The 20368-nt window shown below is 70.9% G+C and carries 20 protein-coding genes; all 20 read right to left on the bottom strand.

Going from position 1 to position 20368, the window contains the following annotated elements:
- Positions 1 to 151: 151 nt before the first annotated feature.
- Positions 152 to 1015: a hypothetical protein gene (locus ABZ477_RS18360; protein ID WP_360136138.1), complete on the bottom strand. Its 864-nt coding sequence runs from the start codon at positions 1013 to 1015 to the stop codon at positions 152 to 154.
- Positions 1012 to 1659, bottom strand: coding sequence for a SatD family protein (locus tag ABZ477_RS18355; RefSeq protein WP_360136136.1), 648 nt, complete (start codon positions 1657 to 1659; stop codon positions 1012 to 1014). Before ABZ477_RS18355 ends, ABZ477_RS18360 begins: the two co-directional genes overlap by 4 nt.
- Before the next feature lie 72 nt (positions 1660 to 1731).
- Positions 1732 to 3162 (bottom strand): argininosuccinate lyase, encoded by a 1431-nt coding sequence (gene argH, locus ABZ477_RS18350; RefSeq protein WP_360136134.1) that lies wholly within the window; start codon positions 3160 to 3162, stop codon positions 1732 to 1734.
- Between the two features lie 9 nt (positions 3163 to 3171).
- Positions 3172 to 4332 carry a heparan-alpha-glucosaminide N-acetyltransferase domain-containing protein gene (locus tag ABZ477_RS18345; RefSeq protein WP_360136132.1) on the bottom strand — a complete coding sequence of 387 codons (1161 nt, stop codon included), beginning with the start codon at positions 4330 to 4332 and terminating at the stop codon, positions 3172 to 3174.
- Between the two features lie 13 nt (positions 4333 to 4345).
- On the bottom strand, positions 4346 to 5269 hold the full coding sequence (gene argF, locus ABZ477_RS18340) for an ornithine carbamoyltransferase (protein WP_360136130.1): 924 nt from the start codon (positions 5267 to 5269) through the stop codon (positions 4346 to 4348).
- Positions 5266 to 6483: an acetylornithine transaminase gene (locus ABZ477_RS18335; RefSeq protein WP_360136128.1), complete on the bottom strand. Its 1218-nt coding sequence runs from the start codon at positions 6481 to 6483 to the stop codon at positions 5266 to 5268. Before ABZ477_RS18335 ends, argF begins: the two co-directional genes overlap by 4 nt.
- Positions 6480 to 7385: an acetylglutamate kinase gene (gene argB / locus ABZ477_RS18330; RefSeq protein ID WP_360136126.1), complete on the bottom strand. Its 906-nt coding sequence runs from the start codon at positions 7383 to 7385 to the stop codon at positions 6480 to 6482. The genes ABZ477_RS18335 and argB overlap by 4 nt, the downstream gene beginning before the upstream one ends.
- Positions 7382 to 8539, bottom strand: a complete 1158-nt coding sequence (gene argJ / locus ABZ477_RS18325; protein WP_360136124.1) for a bifunctional glutamate N-acetyltransferase/amino-acid acetyltransferase ArgJ — start codon at positions 8537 to 8539, stop codon at positions 7382 to 7384. The genes argB and argJ overlap by 4 nt, the downstream gene beginning before the upstream one ends.
- Positions 8536 to 9594: an N-acetyl-gamma-glutamyl-phosphate reductase gene (gene argC / locus ABZ477_RS18320; RefSeq protein WP_360136122.1), complete on the bottom strand. Its 1059-nt coding sequence runs from the start codon at positions 9592 to 9594 to the stop codon at positions 8536 to 8538. Before argC ends, argJ begins: the two co-directional genes overlap by 4 nt.
- Positions 9595 to 9813: 219 nt before the next feature.
- Positions 9814 to 10791, bottom strand: coding sequence for an NAD-dependent epimerase/dehydratase family protein (locus ABZ477_RS18315; protein ID WP_360136120.1), 978 nt, complete (start codon positions 10789 to 10791; stop codon positions 9814 to 9816).
- The gene (locus ABZ477_RS18310) at positions 10788 to 11537 is read right to left on the bottom strand and encodes a dienelactone hydrolase family protein (RefSeq protein WP_360136118.1); all 750 of its coding nucleotides are present in this window, start codon (positions 11535 to 11537) and stop codon (positions 10788 to 10790) included. Before ABZ477_RS18310 ends, ABZ477_RS18315 begins: the two co-directional genes overlap by 4 nt.
- Before the next feature lie 109 nt (positions 11538 to 11646).
- Entirely contained in the window at positions 11647 to 14178 is a 2532-nt protein-coding gene (gene pheT, locus ABZ477_RS18305; protein ID WP_360136116.1) for a phenylalanine--tRNA ligase subunit beta, read from the bottom strand.
- A complete protein-coding gene (pheS, locus tag ABZ477_RS18300) occupies positions 14178 to 15218 on the bottom strand; it encodes a phenylalanine--tRNA ligase subunit alpha (RefSeq protein ID WP_360136114.1) in 1041 nt (346 codons plus the stop codon). Before pheS ends, pheT begins: the two co-directional genes overlap by 1 nt.
- Positions 15219 to 15277: 59 nt before the next feature.
- Complete coding sequence (locus ABZ477_RS18295) at positions 15278 to 16195, bottom strand: amino acid ABC transporter permease (protein ID WP_360136112.1); 918 nt, start codon at positions 16193 to 16195, stop codon at positions 15278 to 15280.
- Entirely contained in the window at positions 16192 to 16839 is a 648-nt protein-coding gene (locus ABZ477_RS18290) for an amino acid ABC transporter permease (protein WP_360136110.1), read from the bottom strand. The genes ABZ477_RS18295 and ABZ477_RS18290 overlap by 4 nt, the downstream gene beginning before the upstream one ends.
- Positions 16840 to 16905: 66 nt before the next feature.
- Positions 16906 to 17817, bottom strand: coding sequence for a glutamate ABC transporter substrate-binding protein (locus ABZ477_RS18285; RefSeq protein ID WP_360136108.1), 912 nt, complete (start codon positions 17815 to 17817; stop codon positions 16906 to 16908).
- Between the two features lie 108 nt (positions 17818 to 17925).
- A complete protein-coding gene (locus tag ABZ477_RS18280; protein WP_360136106.1) occupies positions 17926 to 18717 on the bottom strand; it encodes an amino acid ABC transporter ATP-binding protein in 792 nt (263 codons plus the stop codon).
- Between the two features lie 78 nt (positions 18718 to 18795).
- Complete coding sequence (locus tag ABZ477_RS18275) at positions 18796 to 19593, bottom strand: RNA methyltransferase (protein ID WP_360136104.1); 798 nt, start codon at positions 19591 to 19593, stop codon at positions 18796 to 18798.
- Positions 19594 to 19694: 101 nt separating this feature from the next.
- On the bottom strand, positions 19695 to 20078 hold the full coding sequence (gene rplT / locus ABZ477_RS18270; protein ID WP_360136102.1) for a 50S ribosomal protein L20: 384 nt from the start codon (positions 20076 to 20078) through the stop codon (positions 19695 to 19697).
- 30 nt (positions 20079 to 20108) lie between these two features.
- Complete coding sequence (gene rpmI, locus ABZ477_RS18265) at positions 20109 to 20303, bottom strand: 50S ribosomal protein L35 (protein WP_121057793.1); 195 nt, start codon at positions 20301 to 20303, stop codon at positions 20109 to 20111.
- Between the last annotated feature and the right edge of the window lie 65 nt (positions 20304 to 20368).

The following is a 20368-nucleotide window of genomic DNA, read 5'->3' as shown; positions in this document are numbered from 1 at the left end:
TCTCCGCTTGAGGGGGGTAAGGCTCTCAGCCTCTCCGCTTCCCTGTGGGGCGAACAAGTACTAACTTACGCGGCTCCCGCAGCACCGGCAAATCGAGGCCGACGCTCGGGCGTGTCGCGCTCGGTCACGCACGGCTTCTCCCCTGGTCCCGCTAGGGAACGGGTGTCGCGAACGCCCACCACACCAGCAGCGCGCCGGCGAGCGCGAGCACCCAGCTGACGAGGCTGCCGATGAGGAAGTACTCGGCACGGTTGCCCACGGCGCTGTCGCGCGAGATCTCCGGAAAGCGCACGATGCCCTTCGCCGCGAGCACAGCGGCCAGAAGGGGGTACATCGCGGCGAGCGTCAGTGCGAACACCATGAGCCGCTCGAGTGGGCCGATGAGCCGGCCGCCCTTGAGCGTGGATCCTGCAACCGCTGCAGACTCGGCCGGCGTCACGGTCGCGGGGTCGACGGGGGCGATCGAATCGGGGTCGGCCACTGCATCGCGCGCGACCTCGGTCTCGAGGATTCGCGGGGACGCGGCATCCTCTCCGTCGTCGGTGTCGAGGGGAGGGTCGGCCGTCACGCCCACGACCTCGACCCGCTCCTGGTACAGCGCTGTGCGGACGACGACGTTGGCGGACTCGAGGAGGAACACCGTCGTGCCGGCGAGCAGGGCCACGTGATCGAAGGTGAGGGGACCGACGGGACTGGGCAGGCTCCAGAGTGCGCCGATGATCCCGGCATCGGCCCGCGGCGGGAGGACAGCGACCGACAGGGCGGCTGCGGCGCCCACGAGGACCACGGGCCAGAAGCCGGCCCGCGGTCGCGCGCCGCTCGGCGCGAGCCACACCCACAGCGCCGCGACGGCGATCGCGATCAGCGCCACGGGCAGGGCAGCGGAGAGGGCGCCGATCACCGCGAGGAGGACTCCCCCGACGGCGAAGCCGATCCAGCGGCGAGAAGCGGGCATGAACTCGCGGACGAGGTCGGCCGCGCCGATCGCGACGAGGAGGAGGCCGGCCGCGATCATGACGCGGCTCCGACGCGCAGGATCGCGAAGCCCTCGACGACGGCCGACGCGCCGGCCGTCGCGAGCGCCTGTGAGACCGCAGGCTGCGAGATCCCCTCGGCCTGAGCGAGATCGCGCTGCGTCGCGCCGAGGCAGCGCCCCAGCGTCAGTCGGCGGGTGCGCTCGTTCATGGCGCCCACGATGTGGTCGCGAGCGAGCAGGTAGGCATTGGCGTGGTGCGCGGCAGAGTGCACTCCAGCATCCTCGTCCGGGGATGCGACAACCCACGTGCGCGCGCTCGGCGCGGCGCGCTGCTGCTTGGCGTGGACGGTCTCGATCGCTTCCCGCGCGGCCCACCAGCCCGGTCCGTCGGGGAGGTCGCCGCTCGCAGACGGCACCGTGCCGACGGCTCCGAGGCCGAGGCCGAATCGGCACTCCAGGCCGTCCGGGAGTGCCAGCTGCAGCAGCAGGATCCCGGCGAGCGCGTCGTCGAGCGTCGCGTAGACCCCCTGCTGCTCGTCACCCACCGTCGGCCGCAGCTGTTCGAGCGCGAGAGGCAGTGACCGTTCGACCTCAGCGATCGCGGCATCGAGGACACGCTGCGCGTCGGCCCGATCGGAGAGCCTGCGGGACCCGACGATGTCGACGATGACGGCGGCGACCATGAGATAAGCCTAGCACTTATATGATGGAAGAATAAGTTTTCAGCTTATCAAATGAGATGATAAGCCCGTGGATCACAGTCCCAGAGCGTGAGCTGCGGCCTGCGTCCGAGCGACGAGCTCGACGCGCTGCTCCGCGACGCGCACGGGAGCCGTCCCGCCCGCCCCCGTGCGGGATGCGACCGACCCTTCGATCGTGAGGACTTCGCGCACCTCCGGCGACAGCTCGGGCGACACGGAGGCCAGCATCTCGTCTGTCGCCTCGTGCAGCTCGATGTCGCGCTCCTCGCACAGCCTCACGAGTGCCCCGGAGATCTCGTGGGCGTCGCGGAACGGCACACCCTTGCGCACGAGCCAGTCCGCGACATCCGTCGCCAGCGAGAATCCGAGCGGCGCGAGCTCTGCCATGCGCGCGGTGTCGAAGCGCAGCGTCGCGACCATCCCGGCGAAGGCCGGCAGGACCAGCTCGAGCGTCGCGACGGAGTCGAAGACGGGCTCCTTGTCCTCCTGCAGGTCGCGGTTGTACGCGATCGGGAGGCCCTTCAGCGTCGTCAGCAGACCCGCGAGGTTGCCCACGAGCCGGCCCGCCTTGCCGCGCGCGAGCTCCGCGATGTCGGGGTTCTTCTTCTGCGGCATGATGCTCGAGCCCGTCGAGTACCCGTCGTGGAGCGTGACGAAGCCGAACTCGCGGGTGTTCCAGAGGATGACGTCCTCCGCGAAGCGCGACAGGTCGATGCCGATCTGGGCCGCGATGTACGCGAATTCGGCGACGACGTCGCGCGCGGCCGTCCCGTCGAGGGAGTTCTCCGACGGACGCGCGAGTCCGAGCTCGCGCGCGACGAGCGCGGGATCCAGGCCCAGGCTCGATCCTGCGAGCGCTCCGCCGCCGTACGGCGAGACGGATGCGCGCGCCGACCAGTCGCGCAGCCGCTCGAGGTCGCGCACGAGGGGCCAGGCATGGGCCTGCAGATGGTGGGCGAGGAGGATCGGCTGCGCGTGCTGCAGGTGGGTGCGACCGGGCATGATCGCGTCCGGGTGGGCCTCGGCCTGCGAGACGATCGCGTCGACGAGGCGCAGGATGTCGCGCGCGACCGTCCGCGAGTGGTCGAGCAGGTACATCCGCACGAGGGTCGCGATCTGGTCGTTGCGGCTGCGACCGGCGCGGAGTTTGCCGCCGAGCTCGGGTCCGACCGCGCGCAGGAGCGCCGACTCGAGCGCGCCGTGCACGTCCTCGTCGCCCGGTCCCGGCCGCAGCGTGCCGTCCTGGATGCTGCGCGCGAGCGTGTCGAGGCCCTCGTGCATCGCGCGCTCCTCGTCGGCGGTGAGGTAACCCGCGGCGCCGAGCGCCTTGGCGTGGGCGTGCGAGCCGGCGATGTCGTAGAGCGCGAGGCTCCAGTCGAAGTGCGTCGAGCGGCTCAGCGCGGCCAGCTCCGGGGACGGTCCGGACGCGAATCGCGCGCCCCACAGTGCGCCCTCGTTGGTGCCTTCGCCCTTCACATCGCTCATCGTTCCAGCCTATCTGCGCTCGTCGTACGGCCCCGGCCCGGGCCCCGGCACCATCCCGCGGGCGATGCGGTCCGTCATCCACTCGAAGGGACCGCGCCCGATCAGCAGCGCCCACGCCGTGCACGCGACGATCGTCCCGATCGCGAACGGCGGGAAGGGATCCAGGGCGCGGAACGCGAAGAGCCGGCCGGGATCGCCCAGGACGACCGCCGAGACCGCGGCCCACACGAGGATCTGGGCGGCGTAGGCGCTCAGCGGCATCGAGCCGACGGCGCGCAGCGGCAGCACGATCCACACGACGACGGTGCGGCAAAGCAGGAGGCAGGCGCCGAGGATCGCGAGCGCGAAGCCGCCGGAGCCGAGGATCTCGAGGACCCCGCCGGAGTGCGGACGTGCGGTCCACAGCACGTCCCACACGTCCGTCGTGTCCGGCTCGTCGACGCCCGTCAGCGTGTCGAGCGCGCCTGCGACGACGGCGAGCGCCGTGCCGGCGACGACGAGCCACACCTGCACACGCGTGCGCCGCAGGCCCGCGCGAGCGGCTCCGAGCCCGGCGAGCACGAACGTGATCCACGACGCGAAGGGGTAGTGCCACCCCAGGAAGAGCTCGAGGAAGGTGCCGTCGTCGCCCTCCCAGATCGGGAGGCTGTCGACGGCTGCCACGACGACGGGGGTCGCGAAGACACAGCCGGCCGCGATGAGGAAGAGCGTGCGAGCGCTCAGTCGCGTGAAGGGGATCGCGAGGAGGAACAGGATCGCGTACGCCGGCAGGATGACCACGACGGGGGCCCCCGTCGCGATGAGCAGGACCCCCAGCACCCACAGGAGACCTGCCCGGATGACGAGCCGCAGCCGCGCGGTCGTCATCCGCTCGCCCTGATACGGGGTCCGGCCACCCGTCACGAGGCCGATCGAGACGCCCGCAAGGGTCGCGAAGAGGATCGAGGATCGTCCCTGGACGATCCCGGCCCACGTCGAAGGGTCCGTCCAGACGAGCCGCTCGATCGTGATGAGGTGCGCCGCGAGCATGCCGAGGACGGCGAGCCCGCGCGCCAGATCGACGCCCGGGACGCGCGCGGGGCCGTTGAGGCGATCCCAGCGGGAGGCGGGCCCGCCTCTCGCGCCGGCGACCGGTGCCTCTGCCGCTCCGTCCGAGGACAGCTCGTTCACCGGTCGAGCCGCGTCAGGGCTGCCTGAGCAGCCAGACCAGGAGCGCCTTCTGGGCGTGGAGGCGGTTCTCGGCTTCATCCCACACGACGCTCTGCGGGCCGTCGATGACCGAGGCGTCGACCTCGTACCCGCGATCGGCGGGCAGGCAGTGGATGAAGATCGCCTCGGGGCGCGCGAGGCTCATGAGCTCGGGCGTCACCTTGTAGCCGCCGAGGTCGCGCAGCCGCGCGAGCTTCTCCCCCTCCTTGCCCATCGACACCCAGGTGTCGGTCACGATGACGTCGGCTCCCGCCGCGGCCTCGTTGGGATCGGTGTAGAGGGTCACGGAGCCGCCGGTCTCGGCTGCGCGGCGGTCGGCGTCGGCCACGACATCGTCGCGCGGTGCGTAGTCCTCGGGAGACGCGACGCGCACGTGCATGCCCGCCGTGACCCCGGCGAGGATGTACGAGTGCGCCATGTTGGAGCGCCCGTCGCCGAAGAAGGCGAGCGTGAGACCCGCGAGATCGCCCTTGTGCTCGCGGATCGTGAGGAGGTCCGCGAGCAGCTGGCACGGGTGGAAGTCGTCGCTGAGTGCGTTGACGACGGGCACGCGCGTGCCGGCCGCCATCTGCTCCAGGCCTGCCTGTGCGTACGTGCGCCACACGATCGCAGCGACCTGGCGCTCGAGCACGCGGGCCGTGTCGGCGGGCGTCTCCTTGCCGCCGAGCTGGCTGTTCGCCGTCGAGATGATGAGCGGGACGCCGCCGAGGTCGGCGATGCCGACCGCGAAGGAGACTCGCGTGCGGGTCGACGACTTGTCGAAGATGACGGCGACGGTCTGCGGGCCCTCGAGCGCCTTGACCTGCCAGCGGTCCTTCTTGAGCTCGATCGCGAGATCGAGGATCTCGGACTGCTCGGCCTGCGTCAGGTCGTCGTCTCGCAGCAGGTGGCGGGTCATGCGCTCACCCCGTCGGTCTCGAGGACCAGCGCGTGCGAGACCGTGGCCAGCGACGCCGTGAAGAGCTCGATGAACTCGTCGATCTCGACATCCCCGATCGTGAGGGCGGGGACGAGCCGGATGGTCTCGTCGTTCGGCGCGTTGATGATGAGGCCGTGCTCCTGCGCGGCCGCCTGGACGGCCTTCGCGACGGGATGCCGCAGCCCGATGCCGAGGAGGAGGCCGCGGCCGCGGCATCCGCTGATGAGCGGTGAGTCGATCCGCTCGATCGCCGCCCGCAGCTGTGCGCCCCGCTCGGCGGCGTTGGCGACCAGGTCGGCGCGCTCGATCTCGGCGAGGACCGCGTTCGCGACGGCCGTCCCCAGCGCGTTGCCGCCGAAGGTCGAACCGTGCGTGCCGGGGTAGAAGAGCTCGCTGGCCGCCCCGAACGTGATGAGGGCGCCGATCGGGAAGCCGCCGCCGATGCCCTTCGCGACCGTGATGGCGTCGGGTGCGATGCCGTCGTGCTGGAAGGCGAACCACTCCCCTGTGCGACCTGCACCCGTCTGGATCTCATCGACGATGAGCAGCGCGCCGTGGCGCTCGGTGATCTCGCGCGCCGCCCGCAGGAAGCCGTCGGGAAGATCGATGACTCCGGCCTCGCCCTTGACGGGCTCGACGAAGAGCGCCGCGACGCGATCGTCGATCGCGGCCTCGAGCGCCTCGACCGTCGTGTCGATGAACTCGACGCCCTCGACCATCGGGAGGAACGGCTCCTGCATCCACGGCTTGCCGGTCAGGGCCAGCGTGCCCATCGTGCGGCCGTGGAAGGCGTCCTTGAGCGACAGGATGCGGCGCCGTTCGCCGCCGCCGTGGAGGCGCGCGAGCTTGAACGCAGCCTCGTTGGCCTCGGCGCCCGAGTTGCCGAAGTACACGCGTCCCGACGGCCCCGTCCCGGCGAGGCGCTTGAGACGCGCGGCGAGGGCAAGCTGCGGCTCGGTCGCGAAGTAGTTCGAGACGTGGGCGAGCGTCGCGGCCTGCGCCGAGATCGCCTCGACGAAGACGGGATGCGCGTGGCCGAGCGAGTTCACCGCGATGCCGGCGAGGAAGTCGAGGTAGCGGCGGCCGTGGTCGTCCCACAGGTAGGCGCCCTCGCCGCGCGTGAAGAGCGCCATGCGCTCGCCGAAGCTCCGCACGAGGTCGCGCCCCGCGTCGTCTTTCCAGGTCGTCGTCATCCGACCACCACCTCCGTTCCGATTCCCTTGCTCGTGAAGATCTCGACCAGCACCGAATGCGGCACGCGGCCGTCGATGATCGCCGCCGTCTCGACGCCGCCCTCGACAGCATCCAGGCATGCTTGCATCTTGGGGATCATCCCCGACTCGAGCGTCGGCAGCATCGCGCGCAGCTCGGTCGACGTCAGGTGCGAGACGAGCGAGTCGCGGTTAGGCCAGTCGGCGTAGAGCCCCGGCACGTCGGTCAGCACGACGAGCTTCGCCGCGCCGAGCGCCGTCGCCAGAGCCGCGGCCGCGGCATCCGCGTTGACGTTGAGCGAATGCCCGGGATGGTCAAGGTCCGGAGCGATGCTCGAGACGACGGGAATGCGTCCGGCCGCGAGCTGGTCCAGCACGGGCTGGGGGTCGACCTCGACGACGTCGCCGACGCGCCCCAGGTCGTGCTCGACGCCCTCGATCGTGACGCCGCGGCGCCGGCCGCCGAACAGTCCCGCGTCCTCGCCGGACAGGCCCGCCGCGTGGGGGCCGTGCGCGTTGATCTTCGCGACGAGCTGCGGGTTGATCTGCCCCGTCAGCACCATGCGGACGACCGAGATCGCCTCGGTGCTCGTGACGCGGTAGCCGCCCTTGAACTCGCTCGGGATCGCGAGGCGGTCGAGCATCGACGAGATCTGCGGTCCGCCGCCGTGCACGACGACGGGCTTGACGCCGACGTAGCGGAGGTACGCGATGTCGGCCGCGAACGCGTCCTGGAGCTCCTCGCTCACCATCGCGTTGCCGCCGTACTTGACGACGATGATCTGGTCGCTGAAGCGGCGCAGCCACGGCAGCGACTCGATGAGGGTCGCCGCCTTCTCGCTCGCCTCGTCGGGGTCGGTCTCTTGCAGGTCGATCTCGGTCATGACGCGTAGGCGCTGTTCTCGTGGACGTAGTCGTGCGTGAGGTCGTTCGTGAGGATCGTCGCCTCGGCGTCGCCGACCTTGAGGTCGATGACGAGCGAGACGGCGCGGGGCGTGAGGTCGACCTCGTCGCGCGGCCGGTCCGGACCGCCGTCGCTGCACACGCGCACGCCGTTCATCTCGACGTCGACGCGGTACGGGTCGAACTCGGCCTCGGTCGTGCCGATCGCGGCGAGCACGCGGCCCCAGTTGGGGTCGTTGCCGAAGATCGCGGCCTTGAAGAGGTTGTTGCGCGCCACGGAGCGGCCCACCTCGACGGCGTCCTCCTCGGAGGCGGCGTGCACGACGTGGATCGCGATGTCGTGGCTCGCGCCCTCGGCGTCGGCCTGCAGCCGGCGGGCGAGGTCGCCGCACACCTCGGCGAGCGCCGCGCGGAACGCGTCCTCGTCGGGGGTGACGCCGGAGGCGCCGCTCACGAGGAGCGACACCTGGTCGTTGGTCGACATGCAGCCGTCGGAGTCGAGCCGGTCGAAGCTCACGCGGGTCGCGGCGCGCAGGTGCGCGTCGGCCTGTTCGGCCGTGAGCACCGCATCGGTCGTGACGACGACGAGCATCGTCGCGAGGCCGGGCGCCAGCATCCCCGCCCCCTTCGCCATGCCGCCGATGGACCAGCCGTCCCCCTGGAACGTGCTCGTCTTCGACACGGAGTCGGTCGTCATGATGGCGCGCGCCGCGTCGACGCCGCCGTCGGCGCTCAGCGCCGCGATGCCCTGCGCGGTCCCGTCGAGCACCTTCGCACGGAAGGTCTCGTCACCCGTGCCGATGAGGCCCGTCGAGCACACGAGGACGTCCCCCGCGCTCACGCCGAGGAGCTCCGCGGCCTTCTCGGCCGTCTGATGCGTCGTCTGGAAGCCGAACGAGCCCGTGAAGCAGTTGGCGCCGCCGGAGTTGAGGACGATCGCCTCGACGACGCCGTCCTGGATCGCCTGCTGCGACCACAGGATCGGATTGGCCTTCGCCCGGTTGCTCGTGAAGACCGCGGCGCCCACCTTGAGGGGCCCCCGGTTCACGACGACCGCGACGTCGGGCTTGCCCGTCGACTTGAGCCCGACGGCGACCCCGGCGGCCTCGAAGCCCTGAGGTGCGGTGACGGTCATGGTGCGACTCCGTTGACGGTGAGGCCCCGATCCTCAGGGAGGCCGAGAGCGAGGTTCATGGACTGGACGGCGGCGCCGGCCGTGCCCTTGACGAGGTTGTCGACGGCCGCGACGACGGTCACGCGATTCGCGGCGCGGTCGATCGCGAGGCCGAGGAGCGCCGTGTTGGCGCCGATGACATCGGCCGTGCGCGGGAACTCGCCCACCGGCAGCAGCTGCACGAAGGTCTCGTCGCCGTACGCGGACTCCCACGCAGCCCGGATCTCGTCATCCGTCGCGCCGGGTGCGATCGGCGCGGAGGAGGTCGCGAGGATGCCGCGGGCCATCGGCACGATGACGGGAGTGAAGGAGATCCGGATGCCGGACGGCTCTGCAGGCTCCGGGCTCGCCGCCGCGAGGGCCTGCCGGATCTCGGGTATGTGCCGGTGCGTGCCGCCCACGGCGTACGGGTTCGCGGTGCCGAGGATCTCGCTCGCGAGGAGGTTCGTCTTGAGGCTCTTGCCGGCGCCCGAGGGGCCCACGGCGAGGACCGTCACGATGTCGGAGGGGTCGATGACGCCGGCCTCGACGCCGGGAGCGAGGCTCAGGCTCACGGTCGACGCGTTGCAGCCCGGAGCGGCGATGCGCGTCGCGCCGACGAGGTTCGCCCGCTGCTTGCCGCCCGCGACCGGCAGCTCCGGCACGCCGTACGCCCACGGCTCGTGGAAGGCGCCGCCGTAGAAGCGATCCCAGTCGGCGCTCGAGGTGAGCCGGTGGTCGGCGCCGGCGTCGATCACGAGCGCGGCGTCGGAGAGCGCGTCGGTGTACTGCCCGGACTGCCCGTGCGGCAGAGCGAGGAAGACGATGTCGTGGCCCGCGAGCGCGTCGGGGGTCGTGTCGCCGAGCGTCAGATGCGAGAGCGACCGCAGGTGCGGCTGGTGCTGGATGAGGGGCTGTCCCGCGTTCGAGTGCGCCGTGACGGTGCGGATCTCGACGTCGGGATGGGCTGCCAGGATCCGCAGGATCTCGCCGCCCGCATAGCCGGATGCGCCGGACACGGCGACCGAATATGTCATGGATTCCACCTTAGAGAGTCTGAACAGGGGCCGAGGACGGCGACGCCCGCTGCGCAACGGTCCACGGAGGGACCGCATGCGGGGTCGCCTAGACTCGGCGCTCGCCCAGACGGCGTCGGCGCGCGGGAGCGACGCTCGAAGCGAGCGTCTCGTATCCCTGGGTCGCCGAAGGCATGCGCCGACGATAGCCGCGGGGACGCGGCATCCGCAAATCGGTCGTCACAGAAGGTCGGCGAGGACCGCGAGCTCCTCGTCCCGAGACAGGCCCGATCGACGCTCGCGGTCGAGTCCGCGCTCGCGCTCGTCGGCCAGCGTGTCCCGCAGCGTCTCGGCGAGGGGACGGAAGGCGCCGCCGGCGTTGCGGTACACGGCGTTGGAGCGCGTCGAGAAGCCGTGCATGTCGGGCGGCAGCCACAGCGGCAGGGACCGCGGGCCCATCCAATGCCGCACGTCGTGGGCCAGGAGCCACGCGTCGTCGGCGGCGACGAGGTCGCCTGTGTGGGCCGCCGCGGCGCGCGCGTCGTCGAGCACATCGGCCAGCGGCAGCGGGTCGCCGATCGCGTTGGCGATGCCGGTCCAGCGGTCGGCGGCGAGGCCGACGAGGAAGGCCGCGAGATCGCGCACGTCGATGATCTGCGCGCTGCGCCCGAGTGTCTCGGGAGCGAGCACGGGCTCATCCCCCGCGAGCGCGAACCGCGAGACCCAGTAGCCGAAGCGATCCGACGGATCGCCGGGCCCGACGATGAGTCCCGGCCGGACGATCGCGGCGCGGTCGGTGAGAGCGGAGCGGGCGGATGCCTCGGCCGCGACCTTCGCGCGGCCGTAGTCGTACTCGTCCCCCGCCCGCGCGGGCTCGAGGAGCGCGCCCGACTCATCGACGCCCTCGACGTCGCTGTCGGCGTAGACGGAGAGGCTCGAGACGTACGTCCAGTGCTCGGCGCTGTCGGCGAGCTCGGCGACCGCGGATGCGACGAACCCGACGTCGGACGAGATGTCCACGACCTCGTCCCACGGCTGCCCTGCGACGGCCGAGTACGCATCGGGCTCACCGCGGTCCGCCACGACGAGCCGCGCACCCTCGGGTGCCGGGCGTCCGCCGCGTGCGAGGCAGGTGACGTCGGCGCCGTCGGCGATCCAGCGGCGCGCGACGTGGCCGCTGAGCCAGCCCGTGCCGCCGAGGACGAGGACGGAGGTCACTCGTTCGCGACCTTGTCGTCGAGGAACTCGAGCACGCGCGACCACGCCTCGGCGGAGTGGGCCGCACTGTAGCGGCGGCCCGTGTCGTTGAAGAAGGCGTGCTCGGCGCCCGGGTAGACGACCGCCTCGAAGTCGACGCCGGCATCCGCCATCGCGTGGCGCACGCCCGGGAGCGCGTCGATCAGCGACGGGTCGCGCTCGCCGTACAGCGCGAGGACGGGCGCCGCGATGTCCGCGATCCGCTCGGGCGCGGGCGCCGTGCCGTAGAAGGGCACGGCGGCGCGGATGCGGTCATCCGCCGCCGCGAGGGCGAAGGCGTAGGTGCCGCCGAAGCAGAAGCCCGTGACCGCGATCCTCCCGTCGACGCCGGGCTCAGCATCCAGCCGGTCGACGACGGCGCGGAGAGCCCCGACCGCCCACGCGCCGTACTCGGGGGCGCGCATCTGCGACAGCGCGTCGCGCAGACGTGGCTGCGCCGCCGTGCGCACGGACTCGTCGGGATCATTGAGGAGCCCGAACAGCTCGGCACCCAGGGCGGGCGCGACTCCCGCATGACTCAGGATGTCGGGCGCCGCGACGAGCCACCCCTCCTCCGCGAAGCGCTCGGCGACGTCGCGGATGTGGTCGACGAGCCCCCAGATCTCGTGGATGAGGATGAGCCCGCCGACGGGCTCCCCCTGCGGCCGCGCGACGAACACGTCGAAGGCGGCGCCATCGGGCGCGGTCAGCTGGATCGTCTCGGCCACGGGACTCCTCAGGTCGGGGTTCCCAACCTACGCCGCGTGCGATCCGGTTGGCGCGGATCCACGACGTCCAGCCGAATGGCGTGGATCCGCGACAACTGAGATCCGGGGGCTACTCGCGAAGCGTCGCGGCGAAGCGCTCGGACGCCGCGGCGACGCCCGCGAGCTTCGCCTCGGTCGCCTCGGCCGCCGTCAGGGTGCGGTCGGGGGCGCGGAACCGGAGCGCGAACGTGAGGCTCTTCGACCCCTCGGGCACCCCCTGGCCGCGGTAGTCGTCCACGAGCCGCGCCGACTCGAGCAGCTCGCCCGAGCCCTCCACGAGCGCGGCGCGCACGGCGGCCGCCGGCACGTCGGCGCTCAGGACGAGCGACACGTCCTGCGTCGCGGCGGGGAACGTCGAGAGCGACGCGGCGACCACCTTCTCGCCCGCGAGCGAGAGGACCAGGTCGAGGTCGAGCTCGGCGACGAAGACACGACCGGGAAGATCGGATGCCTCGGCCACCGCCGGCAGCACCTCGCCGACATAGCCCACCTCGGTGCCGGCGACGGAGAGCACTCCCGTGCGGCCCGGGTGCAGCGCGGCACGGCGGCCCTGCGCGACGTCGATCGCGACCCCGGCCGCGGCCGCGACCGTCCGGACTGCGTCGAGCGCGTCGACGAGATCCGCGGCCACGGGCGCCTGGCCCGGCTGCTTGGCGACGGCGTTGCCGGTCACGAGGATGGCGAGGTGCCGGTGCTGCGGCGGAATGGAGGCGTCGAGCGCGGCGAGGGTCGCGGCATCCGGTCGCACCGCGAGCGGCGGCACGGACGCCGTCCCGTACTGCACGCCGGGCTCGGGGAGGAAGACGCTGCCCGACTCGTAGAGGGCGAGGTCGGTGAGCCCGCGCGACAGGTTGCGGTGAGCCACCTGCAGGAGGCCGGGGATGAGCGTGCGACGCAGGAAAGGCGCCTGCCCGTCCAGCGGGTTGGCGAGCTTGACGCTCGGCAGGTGCTCGCCCGACGGCGAACCGTGGAGGTCGTTCTGGTCCTCCGTCGTGAAGCCGAACGACGGCGTCTCGACGAAGCCCGCGGCGGCCAGCGCGTTCGCGACGCGTCGCCGGCCCTGCTGCGCGAGCGTCAGGCCGCGGCCCGACGGCGGCAGCGGCAGCACCGAAGGGATGCGGTCATACCCCTCGATGCGGGCAACCTCCTCCGCGAGTGTCCACTTGTCGGTGAGGTCGGGGCGCCACGACGGCGGAGTCACCTGCCAGGCGTCCGAGGCGTCGTCGACGCGGCATCCGATCTTCTCGAGAGCCGAGACGATCTCGTCGGGGGCGTAGTCGACGCCGATCAGGCCCGACGTGAAGGGCTTGGGGAGCGTGATGGCGTCCTGCACGACCGTCGTGAAGAGCGCGCCGCCCACGGCGGTGTCGAGGGTGCCGCCGGCGTACTCGACCATGAGGTCCGCGACGCGTCGCGCCGCGACGAACGGGATGAGCGGGTCGACGCCGCGCTCGAATCGACGCGACGCCTCGCTCGGCAGCTTGTGCCGGCGAGCCGTGCGTGCGATCGACACGGTGTCGAAGGTCGCGGCCTCGATCAGCACGTTGCGCGTCTCAGGACCCATCTCGGTCGTGCCGCCGCCCATGACGCCGGCCAGGCCGATGGGCCCGGATTCGTCGGTGATCAGGAGGTCCTCGGCGTGCAGCGTGCGCACCTTGCCGTCGAGCGTCTCGAGCTTCTCGCCGGCCGCGGCGCGGCGCACCGTGATGCCGCCCTGCAGCTTGTCGAGGTCGTAGCCGTGGATGGGCTGGCCGAGCTCGACCATGACGTAGTTCGTGATGTCGATGAGCACGCCGAGCGAGCGGATACCGGCGAGCGCGAGGCGCGAGATCATCCAGGCGGGCGTCGGCTTGGTCGGATCGACGTCGCGCACGACGCGCACGGCGAACTCGGACGCTCCGACCCGGCCGCGGATGGGGGCCTCGTCCTGCACGGCCACCGGGAAGCCCTCGGTCGGCTGCTGCAGTTCGCCCCACACGCGCAGTCCGGGGTCGCGGAAGGCGGCGCCCGTCGCGTGCGAGTACTCGCGTGCGACACCGCGGATCGACAGCGCGTACCCGCGGTCGGGCGTCACGTTGATGTCGACCGCGATGTCGTCGAGGCCGAGGAGCGCGATGGCGTCGGTGCCGACCGGCGCGTCGATGCCGAGCTCGACGAGGCGGAGGATGCCGGAGTGCTCGTCGCCCAGGCCCAGCTCGCGCGCCGACGCGATCATGCCGTCGGAGACGTGGCCGTACGTCTTGCGCGCCGCGATGGGGAACGGACCCGGGAGGACTGCGCCGGGAAGCGTCACCACGACCTTGTCGCCGACGAAGAAGTTGCGCGCACCGCACACCACGCCATGGACTGCGGGGCCGCCGTCGGCCGCCGTCGCGCCGTCGGGCGCGACGCGGACCTGGCACCAGCGGATCGTCTTGCCGTTGGACTGCGGCTCCTCGACGAACTCGAGGACCTCGCCCACGACGATGGGACCCTGCAGGTCGAAGCGGTGGACGTCCTCCTCCTCGAACCCGACGGAGACGAGTGCGGCGAGGACGTCCTCGGGCGCAGCATCCGCGGGGACGTCGACGAACTCGCGCAGCCAGGAGAGCGGGACGCGCATCAGACCACCATTCCGAACTGCTCGCTGAAGCGGACATCGCCCTCGGCCATGTCGCGCATGTCCTGCACGTCGGAGCGGAACATGAGGGTCCGCTCGATGCCCATGCCGAAGGCGAAGCCCGAGTACTCCTCAGGGTCGATGCCGGCGGCGCGCAGGACGTTGGGATTGATCATTCCGCAGCCGCCCCACTCGATCCAGCGAGCGCCCCCCTTGAAGGTGGGGTGCCACAGGTCGAGCTCGGCGGACGGCTCCGTGAAGGGGAAGAAGTTGGCGCGGAAGCGCGTCTTGGCCTCGGGCCCGAACAGCACCTTCGCGGCGTGGTCGAGCGTGCCCTTGAGGTGCGCCATCGTGATGCCCTTGTCGACGACGATGCCCTCGAACTGCGTGAAGACGGGCAGGTGGGTCGCGTCGAACTCGTCCGTCCGGTACACGCGGCCCGGGCACAGGGCGTACAGCGGCAGGTCGCGCTCGAGCATCGAGCGCACCTGGACGGGGCTCGTGTGCGTGCGCATGACGAGGTGGCGGTCGACCGGGTCGACGAAGAACGTGTCCTGCATCTGGCGCGCCGGGTGGTCCTCGTCGAAGTTGAGGGCGTCGAAGTTGAACCACTCGTGCTCGAGCTCGGGCCCCTCGGCGATCTCCCACCCCATGCCGACGAAGATGTCGGCGACCTGTTCCTGCAGGAGCGAGATGGGATGCCGCGCCCCCACACGCGCGCGCTGCGCGAGCGCCGTGATGTCGACGCGCTCCGACTCCAGGCGCGCGGCCGTCTCGGCCTCGGCGACCTCGGCTTCGCGTGCGGCGAGCGCCTGCGCGACCTGCCCGCGGGCCTGACCGATGAGCTTGCCGAACTCGGCCTTCCGGTCGGGTGCGACATCGCGCAGTCGCGCGTTGAGCTTCGCGAGCGGCGAGCCCTCAGCGCTGTGCGCGCTGCGCACAGCCTTCAGGTCGGCCGTCGTGACGGCACCGGCGGTCGCCGCGAGCGCCGCCGCGACAGCATCCTGCACCGCCTCGGGCGTGATCTCGGGAACGTCAGACACGAGCATCGAGTCTACCGGCGGGCGACGGCGGGCCCGGCCCGCCGGTGCTACCCCGATGCCTACCCCGTGCCGGAGCCGGGGTCGTGCTTGCCCGCACCCTTCTGCAGCGCGATGAGCTCGGTGTCGGTGATCTCGCCTGCAGGCTGCTCCGCACCGGCGACCGCGACCGCCTTCGGCGAGCGCCGCAGCCGCCGCTCGACGACGTACGCGACGTAGGACAGCGCGAGGCAGAGCGCGACGTAGATCGCGCCTGCGACGAGCGCTGCCGGGATGAGGGGCGAGCCGAGCACCGCGTTGGATCCGAGCAGTCGCGCGAAGTAGAGCAGCTCGGGGTACGTGATGATGAAGCCCAGCGCCGTGTCCTTCAGGCATACGACGAGCTGCGAGATGATGACCGGCATCATGGCCCGGATCGCCTGCGGCAGCAGGATGAGGCGCATGACCCCCGCCTTGCGCAGCCCGATCGCGAAGCCCGCCTCGCGCTGACCGCGCGGCAGCGACTCGACGCCGGCGCGGATGACCTCCGCCAGGACCGAGCCGTTGTACGCGACGAGCGCGATGACGACGGCCCAGTAGGTCGGCATCTTGATCCCGATGACGGGCAGTCCGTAGTACAGGAAGATCATGAAGATGAGGACCGGGATCGCCCGGAAGACCTCTGTCACGCCCGTGATCGGCATCCGGACCCACGCGTGGTCCGAGAGCCGGCCGATCGCCAGGACGAAGCCGAGCGCGAGGGCCCCCACGGCCGCGACGGCGAACGCCGCGAGCGTGCGCAGCGTCGCGAGGCCGAACTGCTCCCAGACGCGCGTGAATGTGAAGGCGTACCACTTCTCGGCGCTGAACTGGCCGGTCACCCAGAAGCGCCACAGGATGAAGCCCACCAGGATCAGGACGACGAGGACCGTCAGGATGCCGAGGATCCGGTTGCGGACGACCGCCCGGGGCCCCGGCACATCGTAGAGAACGGAACTCATCGCGCGATCCTCCACCGGTTCTCGAGCAGTCGCTGGACCCAGGCGAGCAGGAACACCATGAGGACGAACGCGACCATGACCCAGAGGATCGTCACGAGCTGGTTCTCGCCGTTCTCGCTCATCTCGGCGCGGATGTTGCCGAGGTTGACGACCGAGAAGCCCGCAGCGACGGTCGTGTTCTTCAGCAGCGCGATGAAGACGCTCATCATCGGCGGGATGACGGAGCGCGCGGCCTGCGGAAGCACGACGAGCGACATGACCTGGCCGAAGGTGAGGCCCAGCGCACGCGCCGCCTCCGCCTGGCCTACGGGCACCGTGTTGATGCCGGAGCGGATCGTCTCGGCGACGTAGGTCGCGGTGTAGATGCCCAGCGCCCAGATCGCCAGGATGAGGAAGTTCGCGCGTCCCGGCAGCAGCAGCGGCACGCAGAACGCGAAGAAGAACATCACGAGCGTGAGCGGCGTGTTGCGGATCCAGTTGACGTAGACGGTGCCGACTGCGCGTGCGACGGGGATGGGCGAGACCCGCATGGCACCCACGAGGACGCCGAGGACGAGCGCGATCGCGCCGCCCGCGAAGAAGAGCACGAGCGTGCCCCACAGCGCCGCGACCCACAGGTCGGGATAGTCGGTGATCTGGTTCACCGGGGCATCCTCCTTCTGCTCGCGCTCGGGAAGGGGCGGCGCCGGGTACGGCGCCGCCCCTGCCGATCAGCTGACCGGGTCGACGTCGGGCTGGTCGCCCTCGACCCCGGCGGGACCGAGGTTCTTGTCGAAGATCGCCTGCCAGATGTCTCCGCCGTCGGTGAACAGCGTGTTGATGTGCTCCTGGAGGACGGTGTCGCCCTTGGCGAGGCCGACGCCGTAGCGCTCCTCGCTGAAGACGTCGCCGACGACCTTGAGGTTGTCGGGGTCCTGCGCCGCAAAGCCGATGAGGATCGCCTCGTCGGTCGTCACGGCGTCGACCTGGTCGTTCTTGAGCTGCTCGACGCACTGCGAGTAGCCGTCGAACTCGGTGGTGTCGGCATCCGGGTACTCGTCCTTGATCCGCTGGATCGAGGTCGACCCGGTCACGGAGCAGACGTTCTTGCCGGCGAGGTCGTCCGGCCCGTCGATGTCGTCGTTGTCGGCGGCGACGAGCAGGCCCTGGCCCGTGACGAAGTACGGCCCTGCGAAGGAGATCTGCTCCTTGCGGTCGTCGGTGATCGAGTACGTGCCCACGTAGTAGTCGACGTCCCCGTTGATGATCGCCTGCTCGCGGTTGGCCGACGGGATCGCCGTGAAGCTGAGCTGGTCCTCGTCGTAGCCGAGGGATGCCGCGATCCAGCGGGCGACATCGACGTCGAAGCCCGTGCGGTCACCCGTCGTCGGGTCGAGGTAGCCGAGACCCGGCTGATCCTCCTTGACGCCGATGTTGACGGTCCCACGCTCGGAGATGGCATCGAAGGTGGGGCTCCCCTCGAGCGAGACGCCCTCGGCGACGGTGAACCACGTGCCGTCGTCCTCGCCGCTTCCGCTGTCCTCCGTGGGTGAGCCCCCCGGCGTGCCGCTGTTGCACGCCGTGAGTGTGAGAAGAGCCGCGGCCGCAATGCCGAGACCCATGATGATCCGTGACTTTCGCATGTGTCCTCCTTGGTAGCGCATGTGGGTGCTGGTTCCGTATCCGACGTTCGGGCCCGTCCGGATGCATCGCTGTGGTGCGGGGTGTGTCCTTTCTCGCGGCGGGGGTGGTCAATGCGTCAGGAGCTTCGAGAGGAAGTCCTTGGCGCGCTCGGACTGCGGGTTGGTGAAGAACTGCTCGGGCGTGGCCTCCTCGACGATCTGCCCGTCGGCCATGAAGACGACGCGGTCGGCGGCCTTGCGCGCGAAGCCCATCTCATGGGTGACGACGACCATCGTCATCCCCTCCTGCGCGAGGCTGACCATGACGTCGAGGACCTCGTTGATCATCTCGGGATCCAGGGCGCTCGTCGGCTCGTCGAACAGCATGACCTTGGGGTTCATCGCGAGGGCCCGCGCGATCGCGACGCGCTGCTGCTGGCCACCGGAGAGCTGGGCGGGGAGCTTGTTCGCCTGCTGCGCGACGCCGACGCGCTCGAGCAGCTTGCGGGCCTGAGCCTCGGCATCCGCCTTCTTCATCTTGCGGACCTTCATGGGACCGAGCGTGACGTTGTCCAGGATCGTGAGGTGCGCGAACAGGTTGAAGGACTGGAACACCATCCCGACGTCCGCGCGCAGCTGGGCGAGGTCCTTCCCTTCCTGCGGGAGATCCTTGCCGTCGATCGTGATCGTGCCGCTCGTGATCGTCTCGAGCCGGTTGATCGTGCGGCACAGGGTGGACTTGCCCGAGCCCGAGGGCCCGATGACGACGACCACCTCGCCGCGGTTGACCGTGAGGTCGATGTCCTTCAGCGCCTGGAAGTCGCCGTAGTGCTTCTGCAGGTCGCTGATGACCACGAGTGGATCGCCGCGCCGCACGCTGATGTTCGACGTCTTGGGAGCGGGGCCGTCGAGTGTCGCCATAACCGCACGATAGGAGGGTGCCGCTCGCGCGGCCAGGCCTTGCGCGGACCTTTACCTACCTGTAACAGAGTCCCCTCATCAGCGCGCGCGCTGTGCGAAGGCCGTCTCGTAGAGGCATACGCTCGCCGCGGTCGCGAGATTCAGCGACTCGGCCGCCCCGTAGATCGGCAGGCGAAGCGAGAGATCGGCGTGGGTGAGAGCCTCCTCGTCGAGGCCGCGCGCCTCGTTCCCGAAGAGCCATGCCGTGGGCTCGGCGAGGAGCGCACGATGGTCGAGGAAGTCGCCTCCGCCGACGTCTGCGGCGATGACCCGCAGCCCCGCGGTGTGCGCGCGCTCGACGGTCGAAGCGAGGTCCACGCCGACGGCGACGGGCAGGTGGAAGAGCGACCCCGTGGTCGCGCGGACGACCTTGGGGTTGTACGGGTCGACGGTGCGTCCGGTCAGAACCACGGCATCGGCGCCCGCGGCGTCGGCGGCGCGGATGATCGTGCCCAGGTTCCCCGGATCGCGCACCTCCTCGCAGATCGCGACGAGCCGGGGCGAGGCTGCGAAGACATCGCGCATCGAGGTGGGGGACTGCCGCGCGACCGCGACGATCCCCTGGGGCGTGACGGTGTCGGCCATCGCGTCGAGGACCGCCTCGGTCGTGAAGACGACCTCGACTCCGGCGTCGCGGGCCGCGTCGCGGATGTCGATGTGCCGCTCCATCGCCGTGGGGGTCGCGAACATCTCGACCACGGTCTCTGGGCGGTAGGCGAGGATCTCGCGCGCGGCCTGCGGACCCTCCGCGAGGAAGAGCCCCGTCTCCTCGCGCGCGCTGCGCTTGACGAGCTTCGCGACGGCGCGGACACGCGGCGATCGCGGATTCTCGAGCACGTCATCAGCATAGGGGCCGCGGCATCCCATTCCCCGGAAACCGGGCATGCGAAAGGGCGCCCTCCCGCGGGAGGACGCCCTTTCGAAACCGAAGCGGTCGCTTACGCCGACTTGGGCGCGTTGACGTTCTCGGGCAGTGCCTTCTTGGCCGTCTCGACGAGCGAGGCGAACACGGTGGGCTCGTTCACCGCGAGCTCGGCGAGCATGCGGCGGTCGACCTGCACACCCGCGAGGCCGAGGCCCTGGATGAAGCGGTTGTACGTGATGCCGTTCTGGCGGGCAGCGGCGTTGATGCGCTGGATCCACAGGCGGCGGAAGTCGCCCTTGCGCTTGCGACGGTCGCGGTACGCGTAGACGAGCGAGTGGGTGACCTGCTCCTTCGCCTTGCGGTACAGGCGCGAACGCTGACCCCGGTAACCGGAGGCGCGCTCGAGGATGACGCGACGCTTCTTGTGGGCGTTGACGGCCCGCTTGACTCTAGCCATTTCGTTTGGTTCCTATTCCTGCGTCGGCGCTCAGATGCCGAGGAGCTTCTTGGCGACCTTGGCGTCACCCGGGGCGAGGATCTTGTCCGCGGACAGGCGGCGCGTGCGCTTGGTGGGCTTGCCCTCGAAGTTGTGGCGCAGGTTGGCCTGCTGCTTCTTGAGCTTGCCGGTGCCGGTCACCTTGAAGCGCTTCTTGGCACCCGAGTGGGTCTTCTGCTTCGGCATCTTTCTTCCTTCGTTGTGTTTCCCGCCCAGGCGGGAGCCGGTGTCCCGCCTCAGCGGGAGTCTGT

The sequence above is a fragment of the Microbacterium sp. NPDC019599 genome, assembly GCF_040632175.1.
Classification (GTDB): domain Bacteria; phylum Actinomycetota; class Actinomycetes; order Actinomycetales; family Microbacteriaceae; genus Microbacterium.
Note: the sequence above shows the minus strand (reverse complement) of the source record. Positions and strands in the feature narration are given on the sequence as shown.